This is a genomic window from Pedobacter sp. PF22-3 (assembly GCF_026239555.1).
Lineage (GTDB): Bacteria > Bacteroidota > Bacteroidia > Sphingobacteriales > Sphingobacteriaceae > Pedobacter.
In genome coordinates this window covers 146736-164855 of sequence record NZ_JAPIVP010000004.1, presented here as the reverse complement: position 1 = coordinate 164855, position 18120 = coordinate 146736, and the positions used below count along the sequence as shown (strand labels likewise).

Genomic DNA, 18120 nt, shown 5'->3' with positions numbered 1-18120 from the left:
ATGGACAAGAGTGCTCTTATTACCAAGCTTGCTTTAAAAAATGGATTAATGCTGGCTGCGGTCTCAATCATTTTATCTTTAACCTTGCATTTTATCGATCCCGTATTAATTTACACCAGCTTTATGGCGCAAATATTAATATTTGTTTTATTTATCGCCCTGTTGGTGGTAGTAGGGATTAACATTCGTAAAGAAATCGGTGGTTTTTGGACATTTGGAGAAGCTTTCAAAGCGTTTTTAATTGTTTCCTTAATTTTGGCATTAACTGCTACACTTTACAACGTAGTATTAATGAAATTTATTGATCCTGATCTTCCGGCAAAAGCCGCAGACGCTATTGAAACTGCGCAAAGAGCGATGATGGAGAAATTCGGAATGGCTAGCGAACAGATCGATGAAGCCATGGCTAAAGCAGGAAATATGCAGGAGAAACTAGAACCAACTTTTAAAAATATTTTTACAAGCTTTGGTGTTTCACTTGCTTTATATGGTGTGCTATCTTTGATCCTTTCAGCAATCTTAAAGAAAAAGGAACCGGTAAGATTCGATTCGTTTCCCAAAGAAGCTTAATTCTTTTACAAATTTTGAACGTGCAGGTTTTATCATTATTTTGATGAAATCTGCACTTTTTATTTTAAATAGCGACTTGTGATGCATCATCTATATATTATTTCGGGTTGTAATGGAGCAGGTAAAACAACTGCATCATTTACTATTTTGCCTGAAATCCTTAATTGTAGAGAATTTGTAAATGCCGATGAGATTGCCCGTGGAATTTCTCCGTTTAAGCCTGAAAGTGTAGCCATTCAGGCAGGAAAAATTATGCTGAACCGGATTGATGAGCTGCTATTGCAAAAAGCGGATTTTGCTATTGAAACTACGCTCACTACTAAATCTTATTTAAATACAATTAAAAAAGCAAAAGCTTCAGGTTATCAGGTAACGCTTTTATTTTTTTGGCTAAATGATGTAGAACTTGCTGTTGAAAGGGTTAAAATGAGGGTATCTGAAGGGGGACACAATATTCCTGAAGATGTAATCAGAAGAAGGTATAAAAAAGGCATACAAAATTTACAGCAGTTTACTAACGTTGCTGATTATTGGATAATAATTAATAGTTCAGATAGTGAATTGCAATTTATAGCAGAAGGAAATTTGACGGATGAAATAACTATCTTTGAAAAAAATACTTGGTTGAAATTTAATTTTATACCTAATGGGAAATAAGAACAATATTGAATTGCGGGATAAAATACGTTTGGGTCTTAACTTAGCATTCAAAAAACTAGTTGCTTATAAGGCGAAAAATGATGGTGTTTTGGTTTTCTCCGATCAGGGGGAAATTATAAAAGTAAAAGCTAAAGACATTAAGTTATAATTAAATCAAAAATTTTGAACGTGCAGGTTTTATCATTTAATTTGATGAAATTTGCACGTTTTAATTTAAACAAACCTCGCAGGTTTTTAAAAACTGCGAGGTTTATGCTTAAAAAATGGATATATCAGTTGTAGTACCCTTATTTAATGAAGATGAATCCCTGCCGGAATTAACGGCCTGGATTGATAAAGTGATGACCGAAAATAATTTCAGCTATGAGATTATTTTGGTTGATGATGGTAGCACCGATAGATCATGGGAGATCATTGAAGAGTTAAGACTTCAAAACCTTGCCATAAAAGGCATTAAATTTAGACGTAACTACGGTAAATCAGCAGCTTTAAACGTTGGTTTCGAGGCTACGCAGGGCAATGTGGTCATTACCATGGATGCTGACCTTCAAGATAGCCCTGATGAAATTCCGGAGCTTTACCGCCGCATTAATGAAGAAAAACTTGATATCATTTCAGGCTGGAAAAAGAAACGTTACGATCCGATTACCAAAACGATACCTACTAAACTCTTTAACGCAGCTACCCGCAAAATGAGTGGCATAGAACTGAACGATTTTAACTGTGGCTTAAAGGCTTACCGGAGCGATGTAATCAAAACCATCGAGGTTTATGGCGAGATGCACCGTTACATCCCGGTAATTGCCAAATGGGCCGGATTTAGCAAAATAGCAGAGCAGGTGGTAGAACACCGGGCACGTAAGTATGGCACAACCAAATTCGGTTTCAGCAGGTTTATAAACGGCTTTTTAGATTTACTCTCTATTTTCTTTGTAGGTAAATTCGGCAAGCGCCCAATGCACTTTTTTGGTTCGTTAGGCGTGTTGAGTTTCTTTATCGGTATGATAATGGCAATGTATATTTTGCTCGAAAAGAAATATTTGATATGGCAAGGTTTAGCTTATCGCGATGTAACCGACCAGCCACTGTTTTATTTATCGCTGGTAGCCATCGTAGTGGGCTCACAAATGTTCCTGGCAGGTTTTATTGCCGAGCTTTTATCGCGTAATGCACCAGAAAGAAATCAATATTTAATCGAAAAAGAACTTAAATAAGTCCAAAGACTAAAGCTTAAAGCTTAAAGCGCTTTTATCTTTAGTTTTTCAGCTTTCAGCTTCAAGACATGTTTTTCTCCATTATCATTCCCCTTTACAATCGTCCACAAGAGATAGACGAATTACTAAATACACTAACTAAACAAACTTATTTACAGTTTGAGGTTTTGGTGATCGAAGATGGCTCTAAAAACGATGCGAAGGAAATTGTGGCTTCTTATGCAGATAAACTGGATGTCAAATATTATTTTAAGGAAAATGCCGGACAAGGTTTTGCCCGCAATTTCGGGTTCGAAAGAGCCAAAGGTGATTATTTTGTTATTTTTGATTCTGACATTCTCGTTCCGGCTAATTACTTAGAGATTGTTAAAAACTATCTGTACGAGCATCATTTAGATGCCTATGGTGGTCCGGATGCAGCGCATGATAGTTTTACGCCTGTGCAAAAAGCAATTAGTTATGCCATGACTTCACCTTTCACAACCGGAGGCATCCGTGGAAACAAACAACATGTGGGGCAGTTCCATCCCCGCAGCTTTAACATGGGCGTTTCTCGCCAGGCCTGGGAAAAGGTTGGTGGCTTTATTTTAACCCGTTTGGGCGAAGATATTGAATACAGTATCCGTATCCATGAAAATGGTTTCAAAATCGGCTTGATTCCCGATGCAAAGGTTTACCATAAACGTAGAACCAGTTTTAGCCAGTTTTATAAACAACTGCATTTTTTTGGCAGGGCCAGGATCAATATTTATAAACACTTTCCGAAAGAATTAAAACCTGTCCATTTTTTTCCTGCTTTGTTCACTTTGGGTTTTGGTTTCACTATTTTATGTAACTTTATCTATCCTCCATTGGCATATGTTTGTAACTTCTTCTTATTGATTTACTTTATGTTGATATTTTTTCATTCATGGTCTGTAAATAAATCTTTAAAAGTTGCATTTTTGAGCATTATATCTTCATTTATCCAATTAACCGCTTATGGTTTAGGATTTATACAGGATTTATTTAAACGTGTGGTATTCAAACAACAATGATCAATTATCTAAAAGAAAGTACTTTCGCCGTTAACGATGTCATGCAAAAAGCATGGGGCATTACCAAGAAACATTATTTCTCGATTGCTACATTATGTTTTTTAATGTTTATAACCGCTAGTGCATCGAGTTTAATGGCCTTTTTTATTAAAGACGTAAGCAAAGCTTTAAGTATTATCATGGTGATTATTTTCGTTTTACTCTATTTTACCATCAATCTTTCGCTTTTTAAATATATTTTTCATTTAATGGATGATGAAGAGAGCGATGTTAAAATTGTAGATACCCTTCCAACCAGACAACAGATTATCAGGTTCCTGGTAGCTACCCTTTATTTTGTAGGATGTATTCTGGGCGTTTATCTGGTCGTAATTTTGGTCGCTTTTCCTTTTATTTATACCGGAATTAATTTATCGATTGTTAAAAATGTTGCCATTTCTGTGGGTATTATTGCCATTTTTATCACCTGGTTAAGAATTTCATTTTTTCCATTTTTTATTATTGATAAAGGTGCAACACCGTTCGATTCGATCAAATTGAGTTTGGCTACTACCAAAGGAAATTTTACCAAAATTTTATTGTTATTGGTTGTTTTAGGTGGAGGGTATTTAATTTATCTGTTGTTAAACTACCTGCAATGGCCGTTAATCGCATTCATTGTAAATATTTTAAGTTCTTTTATCATTGTTCCGCTTTCCAGTGTAGCCTTAACCGTTGCATACCGCAAAATCTCGGGTGAATATAAAGGAGATGAACATCCGGATATTTTACATAATATCGTTTAACCCCCAGCCCCTGAAGGGGAGTTAAAAATCAAATTAAATTGATGGAAAAAGAAAAGAATGGTAGAAAGGAAAAGTTCTCTTCAGGGGGGTGGGGGCTTAAGGCAGCATTAAGTAAACCCTTTGCAGCATTTGCAGTTTGGCAGATCAACAAATGGAAAAATAATGCCGTTGATGCCCAAAATAAGATTCTGAAAAATCTTATTGACGAAGCCAGACATACGGTGTTCGGGAAAGACCATCATTTCTCCGAGATCAAAAACTATAATGATTTTAAAAAGCATATTCCTGTTCGGGATTATGAAGGTTTAAAGCCCTATGTAGACCGGGTTGTAGCCGGTGAAGCTGATGTACTTTGGAAAGGAAAACCGCTTTATTTTGCCAAAACATCGGGTACCACATCGGGTGTAAAATACATTCCCCTTTCTAAAGAATCAATGCCCGAGCACATCAAAGCTGCACGGAATGCCATTTTAACTTATATCAATGAAACCGGAAAGGCAGGGTTTGTAAACGGAAAGATGATCTTTTTGCAGGGAAGTCCGGTTTTAAGCGTTAAAAATGGAATCAATGTAGGGCGTTTATCGGGTATTGTGGCTCACCATGTGCCTGCTTATCTTCAAAAGAACCGACTGCCTTCTTACGAAACCAATACCATAGAAGATTGGGAACAAAAAGTAGATGCCATTGTAGCGGAAACCATTAATGAAAACATGACGTTGATTTCTGGTATTCCACCCTGGGTACAGATGTATTTCGATAAACTTTCAGAAAAATCAGGAGGAAAGAAGATTGCCGAAATATTCAGGAATTTTAGTCTTTTTATTTACGGTGGTGTAAATTTTGAACCTTATCGGGCAAAAATTGAACAAAGTATTGGGAGAAAAGTTGATGCTATTGAAACCTATCCTGCTTCGGAAGGATTTATTGCTTATCAGGATTCGCAAAAAGATAAAGGTTTATTGTTATTGGTTGATGCGGGAATTTTTTACGAATTTGTTCCTGCGGATGAATATTACAATGATAATCCAACAAGATTATCACTTAGCGAGGTTGAGCTGGATACCAATTATGCCTTGATTTTAAACACGAATGCGGGTTTATGGGGTTACAGCATTGGCGATACCATTAAGTTTGTTTCAAAAAATCCCTACAAAATTGTGGTAACAGGGCGCATAAAACATTTTATTTCTGCTTTTGGCGAACATGTAATAGGGGAAGAAGTAGAACAGGCTATTTTGAGTGTGGCAAATGAAGAACAGGTAGAAATTACAGAATTTACAGTGGCGCCACAGGTTAATCCCGAAGAAGGTCAACTGCCTTATCACGAATGGTTTGTGGAGTTTTCATCTCCTCCGAAAAATCTGGCTGCTTTTAGTAAAAAGGTGGATGAGGCTTTGCAAAAAAAAAATATTTATTACTTTGACCTGATTGAAGGAAATATCTTGCAGCCGTTGATTATACGTACTTTGCAAAAAGATGCCTTTGTAAATTATATGAAAAGTGAAGGAAAGTTAGGCGGACAGAATAAAGTACCAAGATTGAGCAATGATAGGAAACTGGCCGATGGGTTGGAGAAATATATTGGTTAATTAATTTCCCCCGGTTCGTGTCCTCACGAAACGAGAAGAAGTAGTTCTTGGAGACACGAACCACTGCGTTTGTGTTATATATTTTTTGACGACGAGTCGTCATTTCGAGCGAAGTGTAACGCAGTCGAGAAATCTGTCTAGATAGATCTCTCTATTCCGCTGCGCTCCAGTCGAGATGACGATTGCTCAACAGATGCTTTTCAGAATGACAAAAATGGTCGTGTGATGGTATGAATAAATAAAGCTTAATTGATTTGAGCAAACTATATTAAAGAATAATTAGCGCTTCAGTTCATGTTTTAATGAAACTAAATGCGAGAATGGTTCGTGAGGACACGAACCATGGCGACGGAAAAATTGAATTGCCTCGGTTCGTCTCTTCACGAAACGAAACTGGAATGGTTCGTGAAGAAACGAATCATGGCGACTGTAACGATATAAAAACGATTTGAAAAGAATAACCATATTAGGTTCAACAGGGAGCATAGGTACACAAGCACTAGAAGTTGTCAGGGACCATCCTGGGGTTTTTAAAGTAGCTGTGTTATCCGCACTGAAGAATTCTGTATTACTCATTCAACAAGCGAGGGAATTTAAGCCTGCAATTGTTGTGATTTGTGATGAAAGCAAATATAATGAAGTTAAAGAGGCATTGTTTGGCCTTGATATAAAAGTTTTAGCTGGTGAAGCTGCATTGTCAGAAGTGGCAGCATACACGGATAGCGATGTTGTACTTACTGCATTAATGGGGTCGGTTGGACTAAAACCGACCATTGCGGCAATAAAAGCAGGGAAAAACATTGCATTAGCAAACAAAGAAACTTTGGTGGTTGCCGGTGAGCTGATTACGCAACTGGCAAATGAACACCATGTTAAAATTTTACCGGTTGATTCGGAGCATTCGGCCATATTCCAATGTTTGGTTGGCGAGGAGCAAAATGAGATTGAGAAAATTTATTTAACTGCTTCCGGCGGACCATTTTTAGGCAAAACAAAAGATTTCTTATCAACGGTAAAAAAAGAGCAGGCCTTAAAACATCCCAACTGGGTAATGGGCGCAAAAATTACGATCGATTCTGCATCGTTAATGAATAAAGGTTTGGAGGTAATCGAGGCAAAATGGCTGTTTAACCTCGATGTAGATCAGATTGATGTAATTGTTCACCCTCAATCGATCATTCATTCTATCGTTCAGTTTACCGATGGTTCTATGAAAGCACAGATGGGTGTTCCCGACATGAAATTGCCCATTCAGTATGCATTAAATTATCCCGATAGGCTAAAAAACAATTTTAAGCGTTTTAACTTCTTAGATTATCCGAATTTCAGCTTTGAAAAGGCAGATCTGGGAACATTCAGGAATCTGGACCTGGCATTCACTTCTTTGAGAAAGGGTGGTAATATGCCCTGTATTTTAAATGCGGCGAACGAAATTGTGGTTGCAGCATTTTTGGAAGATAAAATTGGTTTCCTGCAAATGAGCGAGGTGATTGAACAGTGTATGGAAGAAATCGGTTTTATTGAAAACCCACAATTGAACGATTTTTTAGAAACTGACAAACATAGCCGTATCTTAGCCGGCAGATTAGTAACAAAAAGTAAAGTATAACATCTAACATAAAAATTTTATAAGCGAATATGAACGGATTGATTATGGCGGGGCAACTGCTGCTCGGATTGTCGTTATTGGTAATATTACACGAATTAGGACATTTCTTGGCAGCCAGAGCATTTGGTATTAAAGTAGAAAAGTTTTATTTATTTTTTGATGCATGGGGGTTTAAACTTTTCAGTTTTAAAAAAGGTGATGTTGAATATGGGGTTGGATGGTTGCCACTTGGCGGTTATGTGAAAATTGCAGGGATGATTGATGAGAGTATGGATACCGAGCAAATGGCGCAACCTGCACAACCTTGGGAATTCCGTTCTAAACCAGCCTGGCAACGTTTAATCGTAATGCTTGGCGGGATTATCGTAAACGTAATTGTAGGTATTTTCATCTTCTGGATGTTAACTTTCAACATCGGGCAAAATTATACCGTGAACAGTAAATTAAATGATGGTATTTCTGTAGGTACAATTGGGAAGGAAATCGGTTTGAAAAACGGAGATAAGATTTTGGCCATCAATGGTAATAAGTTGATCCGTTTTGAAGATGCTATATCCAGCAAAGTATTGTTTGATGGTGCACAATTAACTATTTTAAGAGAAAATAAAACCCTTTATATTTCTGTTCCTGATACCATTCTAAATAAAATATCGAAAAACGACAAAGAAAATTTCATCTCTCCACGATACATCATGGAGCGTGTGGAAAAGGTAAGTGCACCCGATGAAAAAGCTGATAAACCATCATTTTTTGATAATCTATTCGGCAGAAAGTTTGAGAAACCAGTATATCCGGCATATTCGGCAGGTATTAAACCAGGTGATAGTATTTTATCGGTTAATGGAAAACCGATCACTTTTTTCGATCAGTTTAAAGAAGAGGTTTCTACAAATAAGTTAAAACCCATTACCGTTAAAGCATTACGCAAAGGAAAAGAGGTTACATTCGATCTTAAAGTAAGTAAAGATGGTACGATCGGAATTATTCCTAACCTGAAAATGCCTGAAACTGCACATGTAGATTTTGGCTTTATAGAATCACTTCCGGTAGGCGCTAACATGGCCTGGAGTACCTTTGTAGATAATGCAAAAGGTATTGGGAAAATGATTACCGGTAAATTGAGTGCACGTAACATCAGTAGTCCGATTGGTATCGCAAAAGTATATGGAAGCACTTTCGATTGGGTTAAATTCTGGACATTGACGGGATTGATCTCCATGGCTTTGGCATTTATGAATTTATTGCCTATACCAGGCTTAGATGGTGGCCATGTTGTATTTCTTTTAATTGAGATGGTACAACGCAAACCTGTAAGCGAGAAAGTACTGGAAAGGGCGCAGATTGTAGGTTTTGTTATCCTGATCTGTTTAATGGTGTTTGCTTTTGGTAATGATATTTTAAAATCTTTCGGTAAGTAAAACCAAATTTATATTATTGCCGCAGATGCGCAGGTTCAACCAGTTGATCTGTACATCTGCGGCATTTTAATTTATTATACATCATGAGTGTAGCAGCATCAGATATTAATTATTTCGATTTTTATGAATTACCGGTTCAATTTTATCCAGATCAAAATGCGGTAAAAGCAAAGTTTTACACTTTAAGCAAACAGTTTCACCCCGATTTTTATGCCAATGAAAGCGCAGATAAACAGCAGGAAGTATTGGATCTATCTACATTGAACAATAAGGCTTACCAAACGTTGAGCAATGCTAAAAAACGTTTAAAATATGTATTGAAATTAAAAGGGATTGTAGAAACTGATGAAGCTTATCAATTGCCACAATCTTTTTTGATGGACATGATGGATATCAATGAGGCCTTAATGGACTTGGAATTTGATCCTGATGTGGAAAAGAGCACGCAAGTAAGACTCGATGTTGAAGCGATAGAAAAGGATTTGGGTAATGAACTAAATGAGCTGACGATGCAGTTTGATCGTAATCCAAAAGAATCGGATGCTTTATTACCATTGATAAAAGATAATTTTTACAGGCAAAAATATATTGACAGGATCAGGGAGAAATTGGCTTAATTATAATTGCATAAAAGGGGAGAAGTTAGGGGTGGGAGGGCTGAAGTCCGAAGATATGTTGCCATAGCTGAATGAGCAGCGCTGTGTTCATTGTGCCTTTACTCCTGAAAGCGCTGTGGTTGATGCAGAAAAGATACTTAACAGATTTCGAATTGCTATTGTTTAAACCCTAAACACTCTACCTCATAACACACTCCATTGTAAAATCATTTTTTAGTTTTTGTCAGGCAGAAGCTTTGTTTTACTTTAGGAGAAAACAATCAGATCAATGAATAGCTCCCTTTCTATTTTTCGTAAAGTAGCCGTTGCAGAAGGAATATCCTATCTGCTTTTATTATTTGTAGCCATGCCGATTAAATATCTTCTTCATTATAAAGAGGCAGTTAAATACACTGGTTGGCTGCACGGTATTTTATTTATCGCCTATATTGCCTGCCTAATTTTGGCCTGGCAAGAGCAAAAATGGAAGTTTGGTAAAGCAGTTCTCATCTTTTTAGCATCACTTTTACCATTTATGCCCTTTGTGGTTGATCGGAAATTAAAAGACGAAAGGCCAAAATAATTGTTTCTCAGTAAGTTAAAATTAATTGAAAATAATTTTGTGATTTAGGCTTTCGTTATCTACATTTGCAACCCCGTCCAATACGAATGCCCAGCTGGCGGAATTGGTAGACGCGCTGGTCTCAAACACCTGTGGGAAACCGTGCCGGTTCGACTCCGGCGCTGGGTACTAACCGGGCTCAAGCCCGAAACCTTAAAGGGTTGCTCGTTAAAAAGCAACCCTTTTTGCTTGAATATCAATATGTTATCGTTGAAGGTTAGGTCAATAAAAGCAGTTCTAAACATATCGTCACCCCATACCAGATTATCTTTGAACACCCCTCTCATTAGCGTATGCTTCTGTGTGATGTTACCTTTTTGATAAATCTCATACAGGTTAGTTAAGTTTGGTAAAATTCGTTCAATAAGCTCGTCCTCGTTTCGGATCTTAGATGGTTGGTTTCCGCTTAATGAATATTCAAGAGTTGCCTTTTTCTCTTTGTATTTTTGAAACCAGGTTTGATAGGTCGAGCTCTCTATCTCATTATTCATCAATCGTTCTTCGAGCTTGAAAATCTTTTCATTTAGCTCGTGAAGCTTTCTGACTTTATTTTGATGTTGTTCTTTCTTTAGTTTCTGAGGCTCTATCAATAATGCCTTCGCTGTTTCCTTTACAAACTGGACTTGATGGGTAGAGAAGCTTAGGCCTTTTAGCACAGCTTCAATAGCATCATGCAACTTGTTTCCGGCTAGGTTATAATTCTCGTGTGCTCCGTACAGCGATAATATAAGTAATAGCTTTTACGGCCCTTAGTATATCCAGCTGTTATTCCCTTTCCACACCAACATTTAAGGATACCCCTCAATGGAAAATCCTCCGCTGGTTAGCACGACAATTAACGATAAAATGAAATCTGGTTCCATCTAATTAAAATAGCTAGTTTAGAAAATATGCATCGCCTTAATTCTTCAAAAATCGGCGACCTTTTCAATCTAGATATAATTTGCCTTCGTTCTTTATGCTTACTGATTTAGTTTATAGACATTCCTGTGTTGCCTTATTTGCGTTTTGAAAGCCAAACAGGAAAACCAATGCCTATTTCCTATGCTGAGGACCCCGTATCTATAGGTGATCATATAAGAAAGAAAAGATTGCAACTAAAGTTATGTCAAATAGACGTGGCAGGGATTTGTGGAGTTAGTGAAGATCGTATTAGAAATTGGGAAAAAACAGGAGTACTCCTCAAATTCAATTTTTTCCGCGCGTTATAAATTTTTTGGGTTATATTTTGATAGCGCAATTCCTTTATTGAGTTCCTTTTGATAACTATTGAGACGATTCATTTACACTTATTAAATTGATTGTAACATTCCATATTGTGTCGTATCTAACCCGGCATAAAAACAAGGCAATTGTATCAGTCAGTTAGTATAACAATGTTTGAGGAAATATATAGTCGCTACGCTTCGCAAATATTCCGGGTGTGTCTTGGGTATACAAATGATGCTGATCAGGCTAAAGATTTGGTACAGGAGACTTTTATTTCCGTGTGGAAAAATCTACCTAGCTTCCGTTACGATTCAGAGATCAGTACCTGGATATTCAGAATCGCTACCAATAATTGCCTTCGTGCCATGGAAGTTTCGAAGCGGATGCCTACCGCTGAACTGCCTTATAACTTAGCAGAAACATTGGATGAGTCGCCAGAGGAAAAACTTAAACTGTTATACAGGTGTATTTCGGAACTGGAAGAAACAGACCGTATTATCATCTCTCTGGAATTGGAGGGTTTGCCACAGACAGGAATTGCTGCCGTTGTAGGCCTGAGCCACGGAAATGTAAGGGTAAAAATTCATAGGATAAAAGAAAAATTAACTCAAAAATTTCATGAATATGGACAATTTAAATGACTTGAAAACTGTGTGGCACACCGCAAAAACGGATAAATTACCTACTTCAAAGGAAATGCTAAAATTAATTGGCACTTTTCGGAATCAGAAGTTGAGGAATAAGTGGTTAATGATTATTTCATGTTTATTATTCTCAAGCTTAATAATTGCTGTACTATTTTTTGTCAGTTTTAAGGAGATTACGACTTATATTGGTGGTGGATTAATGGTTATCTCAGGACTTTTGGTAGCTGCCACGAATATAAGATCCATCAAACGGTTTAAACACCTTGATAACTGTAGTAATCTGGAATTTATTGAGTTCATTGAGCAAACCCGTCAGAACCAGATTTATTATTATAAGAAAACAATGGTTAGAGTAGTTTTGCTGTGCTCGGTTGGCTGGCTGATGTACTTATACGAGTTTATTTCAAAGTATCCTATTTGGCTTTTTGCTATATATAGCATAGCGATTATCTATCTGGCTTTTTTATGGTTTATAATACGCCCACGGTCGTTTAATAAAGATGCTGCTAAGTTAGCGGCCACTCGTGAAAAAATGGAAACTATATTACAACAACTTAAAAATAAATAAATATGAAACGTAACACTATTCCCAAATCTGCAATGGTTTATCTTATCATAGGTTTAATGTTCACAAGCCTTATTCCAGCGATAAGCCGATATTATCCAATACCTGATCTATATAAAGGATTTATCACGGGCTTAGGACTCATGATTGAGGTTATTGGAATAATTAAACTTCAGCGCTATAAGAAAGATCGTATTTGCTTAGCATCTAATACTAAAGATTCTTAATAAGATTTCTTTAAATAAATAGTGAGGTAGACTATATCAATATCGCCTCTTATTTAAGACCTTAAAGTTAGTCAACGATATTATTAGCTTTTGCTGAATAGGATGCCTTTAGAATTTATAGCTAAAAGAAAAATAACGATCTAGATTGATTCCTTCGTTTTGAGACAGTATATATAATTGCTATCCCAAATAGCCTATTATAAAACCACCGTGGCTATTGCATAAGGGGGATGTTTATTATACAACTTCTTAAAATATGTTTTCTTATGAATGATTATGATAAACTCATTCCATTGTTCAAATCAGATTTTTAGTTTTTGATAATTTGCGTTACGTATAAACGAAGGTATTCGTGTAAACTATTTTCATCATTCCACCGTTTTTTAATAATCACTTAATTTAAATCTGAAGTTAACATTACGACAAACTAGCTGGTATTGGATATATTTGCATTTTAAAGGTCTTAACGCATAAATTTAAATACCACATATTCTACAACATGAAATCATTCTACTGTTCTTTTATTTTTCTCTTATTTTCTTTTTATGTTCAGGGCCAAGAAGACAATCGCTTTACTACCGGATTTTCGGAAACAATATCTTCTAAAATATTAGGGGAAAATCGTGAAATCTTAATACACATTCCTAAAAGTAACGGAGGAAATAAAATAAAAGACAGAGGTAATTACCCCGTGATCTACTTGTTGGATGGAGCTGAAAATTTCAACAGTGTTGTAAGTATTACCGAGCACATGGAAGAATCAAGCCTCTGTCCTCCGATGATTGTAATTGGAATCGTGCATTCAAATAGAATGAGCGATTTAACAACTGGTACGGATAAAGATATGCCTAAGCAATTTCTTGGTAATGGTGAAAAGTTTATGTCTTTTGTCGAGAAAGAACTTATTCCCCATATCAATTCAAATTATCCAACTACAACATATAAAACATTTATTGGCCATTCGGTGGGAGGCTTAACAGTAATCAATACGTTACTTCATAACCCTGATCTATTTAATTCATATGTTTGCCTTGATGGAGCGTTGTGGTGGAATAATGCTAAAATTGTAAAAGAAGCGGCAACAAATTTAACCACTAATAATTACCAAGGAAAAACGTTGTTTATGGCTATGGCCAATCGTTTGGAAAGAGGGATTGATACGCTAAGTGTACAAAAAGACACAAGCGAGAATACGGATCTAATTCGTGCCAATTTAAAATTCATTAAAGAACTTCAAAAAGCTCAAAGGAACCAGTTGCGATACAGGTACAAATTTTATGAAGATGACAACCATCCTTCGGTCAGATTGATTGGAGAATATGATGCGCTTCGATTTATCTTTGACTTTTACAAGCTCAAGATTTACGACAGTGAATTAGAAAATCCAAATTTTAGATTAGATTCTTTATTAGTTACGCATTATAGCAAAGTTTCCAAGCAAATGGGTTATGTTGTGAAACCCGCTGAAAGCCAGGTCAATAATTTTGGATACCAGATGATGGCTGGTAAACAATTTAAGAAAGCGGAGTCTTTATTTAAACTCAATATTTTCAATAATCCTAATAGTGGCAATTGTTACGATTCTATTGGTGATTTCTATCTTGTAACCGGAAATAAAGCAAAAGCGATCGAATCTTTCAAAAAGGCTTTAACGCTAAAGGATATTCCGGAAAGCAAAGTGAAATTGGAAAAGCTATTGAATGAGAAATAATAATAATTAATAGAGCTCTACTAAAAGGTTGAGCTCTATTAATTTGATACAGCGATTATGGCACTTAAAGTAAAAAAATAGGGAAGCCAATATTGTCCAAATTGGTCTTATGAAGAGGCCGTATATCTATCACTATTCCATCATTATTTGATAATAATAGATGACTCTGAAAAATTGAGTCATTATATGAGACATAGCTATATAGAATTGAATCTTCAGTGAATGATTCTCATAAACTCATTCCATTAATCAAGTGAATTTTTTAGTTTTTGATATTGAGTTCTTGATAATATGAATTACAGAAAATTGGAGGATTCAATTCTATAAATTAAAATGTCAAGTTTTTTGGTTCAAAGTTGCCCGGTGAAGGTATTTTATAAATTACGATTAGCCAAAATTTGCTCATTATTTTATAAAACCTTTAACTTTCAAATCTTCCACTATAGGCTCTATTAGCAATAGAAAGGCTTTTAAATATTGAAAGTAATCCCGCTGATCGGTACAAATCCCTCTCTAAAGCATCTAGAGAGGGATTTTTGGTTTTTAAATATCTTGTAATGTGCTTATTTGGCTTGAAAACGCCATTTTTGGTTCGATCTCCGGCGGGGGAGACCCAGACATACTAAGGTCGAACCACTGGATTTCAAAGAATTAGAGCATAGAAATTCAAATTAGGCAGAGTGATAATACTTCTTTAAGATTTAAGGATGCCCGTTTAATTGCGGTTAATTATAGCCCAAAACTGCCGGGATGAATTACTTCAACTTAGATGTATAAAATCAATTTCTGAAATAGGTTGGCGTAAGGTTAGCTTGTCTGCGAAAAAAGTGGTTAAAGTGAGATGCATCCTTAAACCCTAGATTGTAAGCAATCTCTGATACACTCCAGGAAGTATGTTTCAACAGAATAATGGATTCCCTCAGGAGCCGATCATACAAAATTTCACTTGTAGATTTGCCTGTCATCTCCTTTAAGACGCGATTTAAATAATTTACATGAACATTAAGTGTCTCAGCAAAATCACTCGCCGTGCGAAGGTGTTTGTGGCGGGCGGCATCAACAGGAAACTGTCGTTCTAGCAGCTCGTTAAATATACGATGCAACCGCTCTTTTGACGAAAGCGCATGGTGCCTTTCCGTAGCTGGATGCAGCGTGTTCGCATAATGCATCAATTCGTTGAGGTGATTCCTAACCAGGTCATCTTTGAATGGGTAGTCAGATTGTTCCTGTCGTTCAATTCTTGAGAAGATAGCTTTTACTTCCTTCTCCTGATTATTATCAAGCAGAAAAATCGGCTTTGATTCCTTACTAAATAAGGGAGATTTCCTAATGGCCTGATTGAAATAAGTATTGTAGTAGAGCTCAGTAAAAATTATGTAACCAGCATTTTCTTCTTCCTTTAATTGCTCTATCGTATAAGGAACCCATGGGCTAAAAAAGGAGAGGGAACAACCTGATACTTTTATGCTCTCATCACCATAATGAACAATATATTGACCCCGCAATAAACTAACTTTAAAGTAATCTCTTCTCCGGTAAGTAATCGGATTTCCAGATAGGCAATCGGCAGAACTAAAGAAACGGAAAGGCTTGTGCGGCTGTGGTTCCAGGCTGGACTGGAGCCTTGAGGTTTCAAAGTCTTCCAGCTTTTCACTTTTATAGATCAATTTATTAGTTTTATGTTGTTTCATCATAACCCTGATGTTTTAAAATATAAAGCTGTTTAGGATCCTAAACAGCTTTAACACGTATAAATTTACAAAAAATTATGCTCCAGTTGCCTGGTTTACCATTAATAATGCCTCTGTGGGTGAGCGAAGATATGTCTGGTAAATCTCCTCAGAAAGTCCTGGGCGAATCTCATATTCCTGATTTTCTATCCCTATAATCAAACGCTCAATAACTGAGCTGGGTGATACCTTAATATCCGATAGAACAGCCTTTGAAAAAGGAGATCGACCAGTGGCGCCATCAGTTCGTACAGCTTAATTGATGATTTTTTTCTTTCTAGCACCAACCTCAACCCTAAGATGTAATTGTGCAGCGCCGCCTTTGTGGCACTATACGTTGGATGAGATAGATCTGGTGCTAACGCCACTCCTGAGGTGGTAATAATAAATGTGGCATCTTCTTTAAGCTCAAGAAGCGGTGCCAAGTGATGCGTTAAATATACCGCAGGGTGAAAATTGGTTAACATTTCATTCAAACTTGTTTCATATGCCTGGCTATTGTCAAGCAATGCATAATGTGTAGCTACACCAGCGTTCAGAAAAACAAGATTTAAATCTCGAAAGTTTAGCTTTATGTTCTCCACCAGAGAATGTAATTGATCCTGTTGTGAAAGATCACAAGCGATATAAGAGGCGTTTTTTAACTTCGCAGCTTCATCCTTTAGTCTTGATTCGTTTCGTGCAACCATCACCACCCGGCTGCCTTGTTCTGAAAACCATTTTGCAGCCTCCAGGCCCATTCCAGTGCCTGCTCCAGTAATAAGTATGGTGCTTTCTTTGAAATTCATATTATTTTTTTGTGTTTAAATATTCTGGAATGAATCGCTCACGCATATAATCTACGTAGGCCTGATCATCACTATTTTGCATTTTTCTGATATACAGTTCCGCATCTTTACCCGCCTGATATCTCAATTGATCAGTATCATCTGTTGCTGCAATAAAAATGGTTTCTGCTATCTCTTCGGGTTGGGAAGCCATCGTATCATGCTTAGCCCAATTTCCTAAACCAATATTTACAAATTGCTCGTATTCGGGAATTTCTCCCTCAGTTACTACTGCTGCGCCAACAAATTTTGTCACTGTTGATCCTGGCTCTACAATTTTTGTCCTTATTCCAAAGGGAAGCAGTTCATACGCAATGGCTTCTGTCAATCCTTCGAGTGAAAATTTTGTTGCGTGATAGATGCTGCAGGTCGGAAAGGTAACTCTTCCACCTTGCGAAGTAATGTTAATTATGGTTCCTGAACGTTGTGCCCTGAAGTACGGAAGAATTGCCCTCAAAACACGCATAGGGCCAAAAACGTTGGTGTCAAATATTTCATTCACCTGATCTTCAGTTGCCAGTTCAAAGACGCCGAATATTGCGGCTCCGGCATTGTTAACAACGGCATCAATCTGTCCGAATTTATTGATCCCAGCAACGACTGCTTCGGTGATGGTTTCAGGTTTCTGGACATCCAGGGCAACAACGAGGGTATTGTTCAATTGATTTAACTCTGTTTCTTTGGATGGATTACGCATTGTTGCGATCACATTCCAACCTTCGCTGTTGAATTTTAACACTGCGGCTCTTCCTATTCCTGAGGATGTACCAGTAATTAATACTGTTTTCATTTTTCTTAATTTAAAGTTCGAAGAATAATATTATTTAATTCATTTTTTAACAGACCTACTGCTGATGCTGCATATCCTTTTTTTTCCACCAGTTCAGCATGATTTTGCAAATCCCTTTCAGATGCCCATTTTTCAATAATGTAATAGGTACCAGGAGTAATTTTTGTACGTAGTACTTCGTAGGCGATGTAGCCAGCCTCCCCGGGAGTCTCCTCCATAAGTTTCTGGAAAATATCTTCCAATTCCATTTCTGAACGCTCGTCCTTTGGATCAAATTCTGTGATTACTGTAACCATATTATATTCTGATTATTA

18 protein-coding genes and 1 tRNA gene are annotated in these 18120 nt (G+C 36.8%); 15 read left to right on the top strand and 4 right to left on the bottom strand.

The features are described 5' to 3' along the window. The 15 genes from OQX63_RS07215 (at position 1) to OQX63_RS07145 (ending at position 14459) form a co-directional block, all read left to right on the top strand. Complete coding sequence (locus tag OQX63_RS07215; protein ID WP_265850226.1) at positions 1-570, top strand: DUF4199 domain-containing protein; 570 nt, start codon at positions 1-3, stop codon at positions 568-570. 81 nt (positions 571-651) lie between these two features. Then, a complete protein-coding gene (locus OQX63_RS07210) occupies positions 652-1227 on the top strand; it encodes a zeta toxin family protein (protein WP_265850225.1) in 576 nt (191 codons plus the stop codon). After that, positions 1217-1378, top strand: coding sequence for a hypothetical protein (locus OQX63_RS07205; protein ID WP_265850224.1), 162 nt, complete (start codon positions 1217-1219; stop codon positions 1376-1378). Before OQX63_RS07210 ends, OQX63_RS07205 begins: the two co-directional genes overlap by 11 nt. 115 nt (positions 1379-1493) lie before the next feature. Further along, positions 1494-2444: a glycosyltransferase family 2 protein gene (locus tag OQX63_RS07200; RefSeq protein ID WP_265850223.1), complete on the top strand. Its 951-nt coding sequence runs from the start codon at positions 1494-1496 to the stop codon at positions 2442-2444. 68 nt (positions 2445-2512) lie between these two features. Continuing rightward, positions 2513-3481 (top strand): glycosyltransferase, encoded by a 969-nt coding sequence (locus OQX63_RS07195; RefSeq protein ID WP_265850222.1) that lies wholly within the window; start codon positions 2513-2515, stop codon positions 3479-3481. Next, positions 3478-4266, top strand: a complete 789-nt coding sequence (locus OQX63_RS07190) for a hypothetical protein (RefSeq protein ID WP_265850221.1) — start codon at positions 3478-3480, stop codon at positions 4264-4266. The genes OQX63_RS07195 and OQX63_RS07190 overlap by 4 nt, the downstream gene beginning before the upstream one ends. Positions 4267-4307: 41 nt before the next feature. Further along, positions 4308-5855 (top strand): GH3 auxin-responsive promoter family protein, encoded by a 1548-nt coding sequence (locus OQX63_RS07185; RefSeq protein WP_265850220.1) that lies wholly within the window; start codon positions 4308-4310, stop codon positions 5853-5855. 448 nt (positions 5856-6303) lie between these two features. After that, the gene (locus OQX63_RS07180; protein WP_265850219.1) at positions 6304-7464 is read left to right on the top strand and encodes a 1-deoxy-D-xylulose-5-phosphate reductoisomerase; all 1161 of its coding nucleotides are present in this window, start codon (positions 6304-6306) and stop codon (positions 7462-7464) included. A gap of 29 nt (positions 7465-7493) precedes the next feature. Continuing rightward, positions 7494-8882 (top strand): RIP metalloprotease RseP, encoded by a 1389-nt coding sequence (gene rseP / locus OQX63_RS07175; RefSeq protein ID WP_265850218.1) that lies wholly within the window; start codon positions 7494-7496, stop codon positions 8880-8882. Between the two features lie 83 nt (positions 8883-8965). Continuing rightward, complete coding sequence (gene hscB, locus OQX63_RS07170; RefSeq protein ID WP_265850217.1) at positions 8966-9499, top strand: Fe-S protein assembly co-chaperone HscB; 534 nt, start codon at positions 8966-8968, stop codon at positions 9497-9499. A 268-nt stretch (positions 9500-9767) separates the two neighbouring features. Beyond that, positions 9768-10061 (top strand): DUF3817 domain-containing protein, encoded by a 294-nt coding sequence (locus tag OQX63_RS07165; protein ID WP_147225442.1) that lies wholly within the window; start codon positions 9768-9770, stop codon positions 10059-10061. Between the two features lie 88 nt (positions 10062-10149). Next, positions 10150-10229: transfer RNA gene (locus OQX63_RS07160), tRNA-Leu, on the top strand. Between the two features lie 1247 nt (positions 10230-11476). Then, the gene (locus tag OQX63_RS07155; RefSeq protein WP_265850216.1) at positions 11477-11950 is read left to right on the top strand and encodes an RNA polymerase sigma factor; all 474 of its coding nucleotides are present in this window, start codon (positions 11477-11479) and stop codon (positions 11948-11950) included. Next, entirely contained in the window at positions 11934-12524 is a 591-nt protein-coding gene (locus tag OQX63_RS07150) for a hypothetical protein (protein WP_265850215.1), read from the top strand. Before OQX63_RS07155 ends, OQX63_RS07150 begins: the two co-directional genes overlap by 17 nt. A gap of 723 nt (positions 12525-13247) precedes the next feature. After that, on the top strand, positions 13248-14459 hold the full coding sequence (locus tag OQX63_RS07145; RefSeq protein WP_265850214.1) for an alpha/beta hydrolase-fold protein: 1212 nt from the start codon (positions 13248-13250) through the stop codon (positions 14457-14459). A gap of 779 nt (positions 14460-15238) precedes the next feature. Here the strand turns inward: OQX63_RS07145 and OQX63_RS07140 are convergent. From OQX63_RS07140 to OQX63_RS07125, 4 genes are all read right to left on the bottom strand, one after another. After that, positions 15239-16153, bottom strand: a complete 915-nt coding sequence (locus OQX63_RS07140; RefSeq protein WP_265850213.1) for a helix-turn-helix domain-containing protein — start codon at positions 16151-16153, stop codon at positions 15239-15241. A gap of 194 nt (positions 16154-16347) precedes the next feature. Continuing rightward, positions 16348-16977, bottom strand: coding sequence for an SDR family NAD(P)-dependent oxidoreductase (locus tag OQX63_RS07135; protein WP_265850212.1), 630 nt, complete (start codon positions 16975-16977; stop codon positions 16348-16350). A gap of 1 nt (position 16978) precedes the next feature. Further along, a complete protein-coding gene (locus tag OQX63_RS07130; protein ID WP_265850211.1) occupies positions 16979-17806 on the bottom strand; it encodes an SDR family oxidoreductase in 828 nt (275 codons plus the stop codon). A gap of 5 nt (positions 17807-17811) precedes the next feature. Next, positions 17812-18102: a putative quinol monooxygenase gene (locus OQX63_RS07125; RefSeq protein ID WP_265850210.1), complete on the bottom strand. Its 291-nt coding sequence runs from the start codon at positions 18100-18102 to the stop codon at positions 17812-17814. Positions 18103-18120 lie beyond the last annotated feature (18 nt).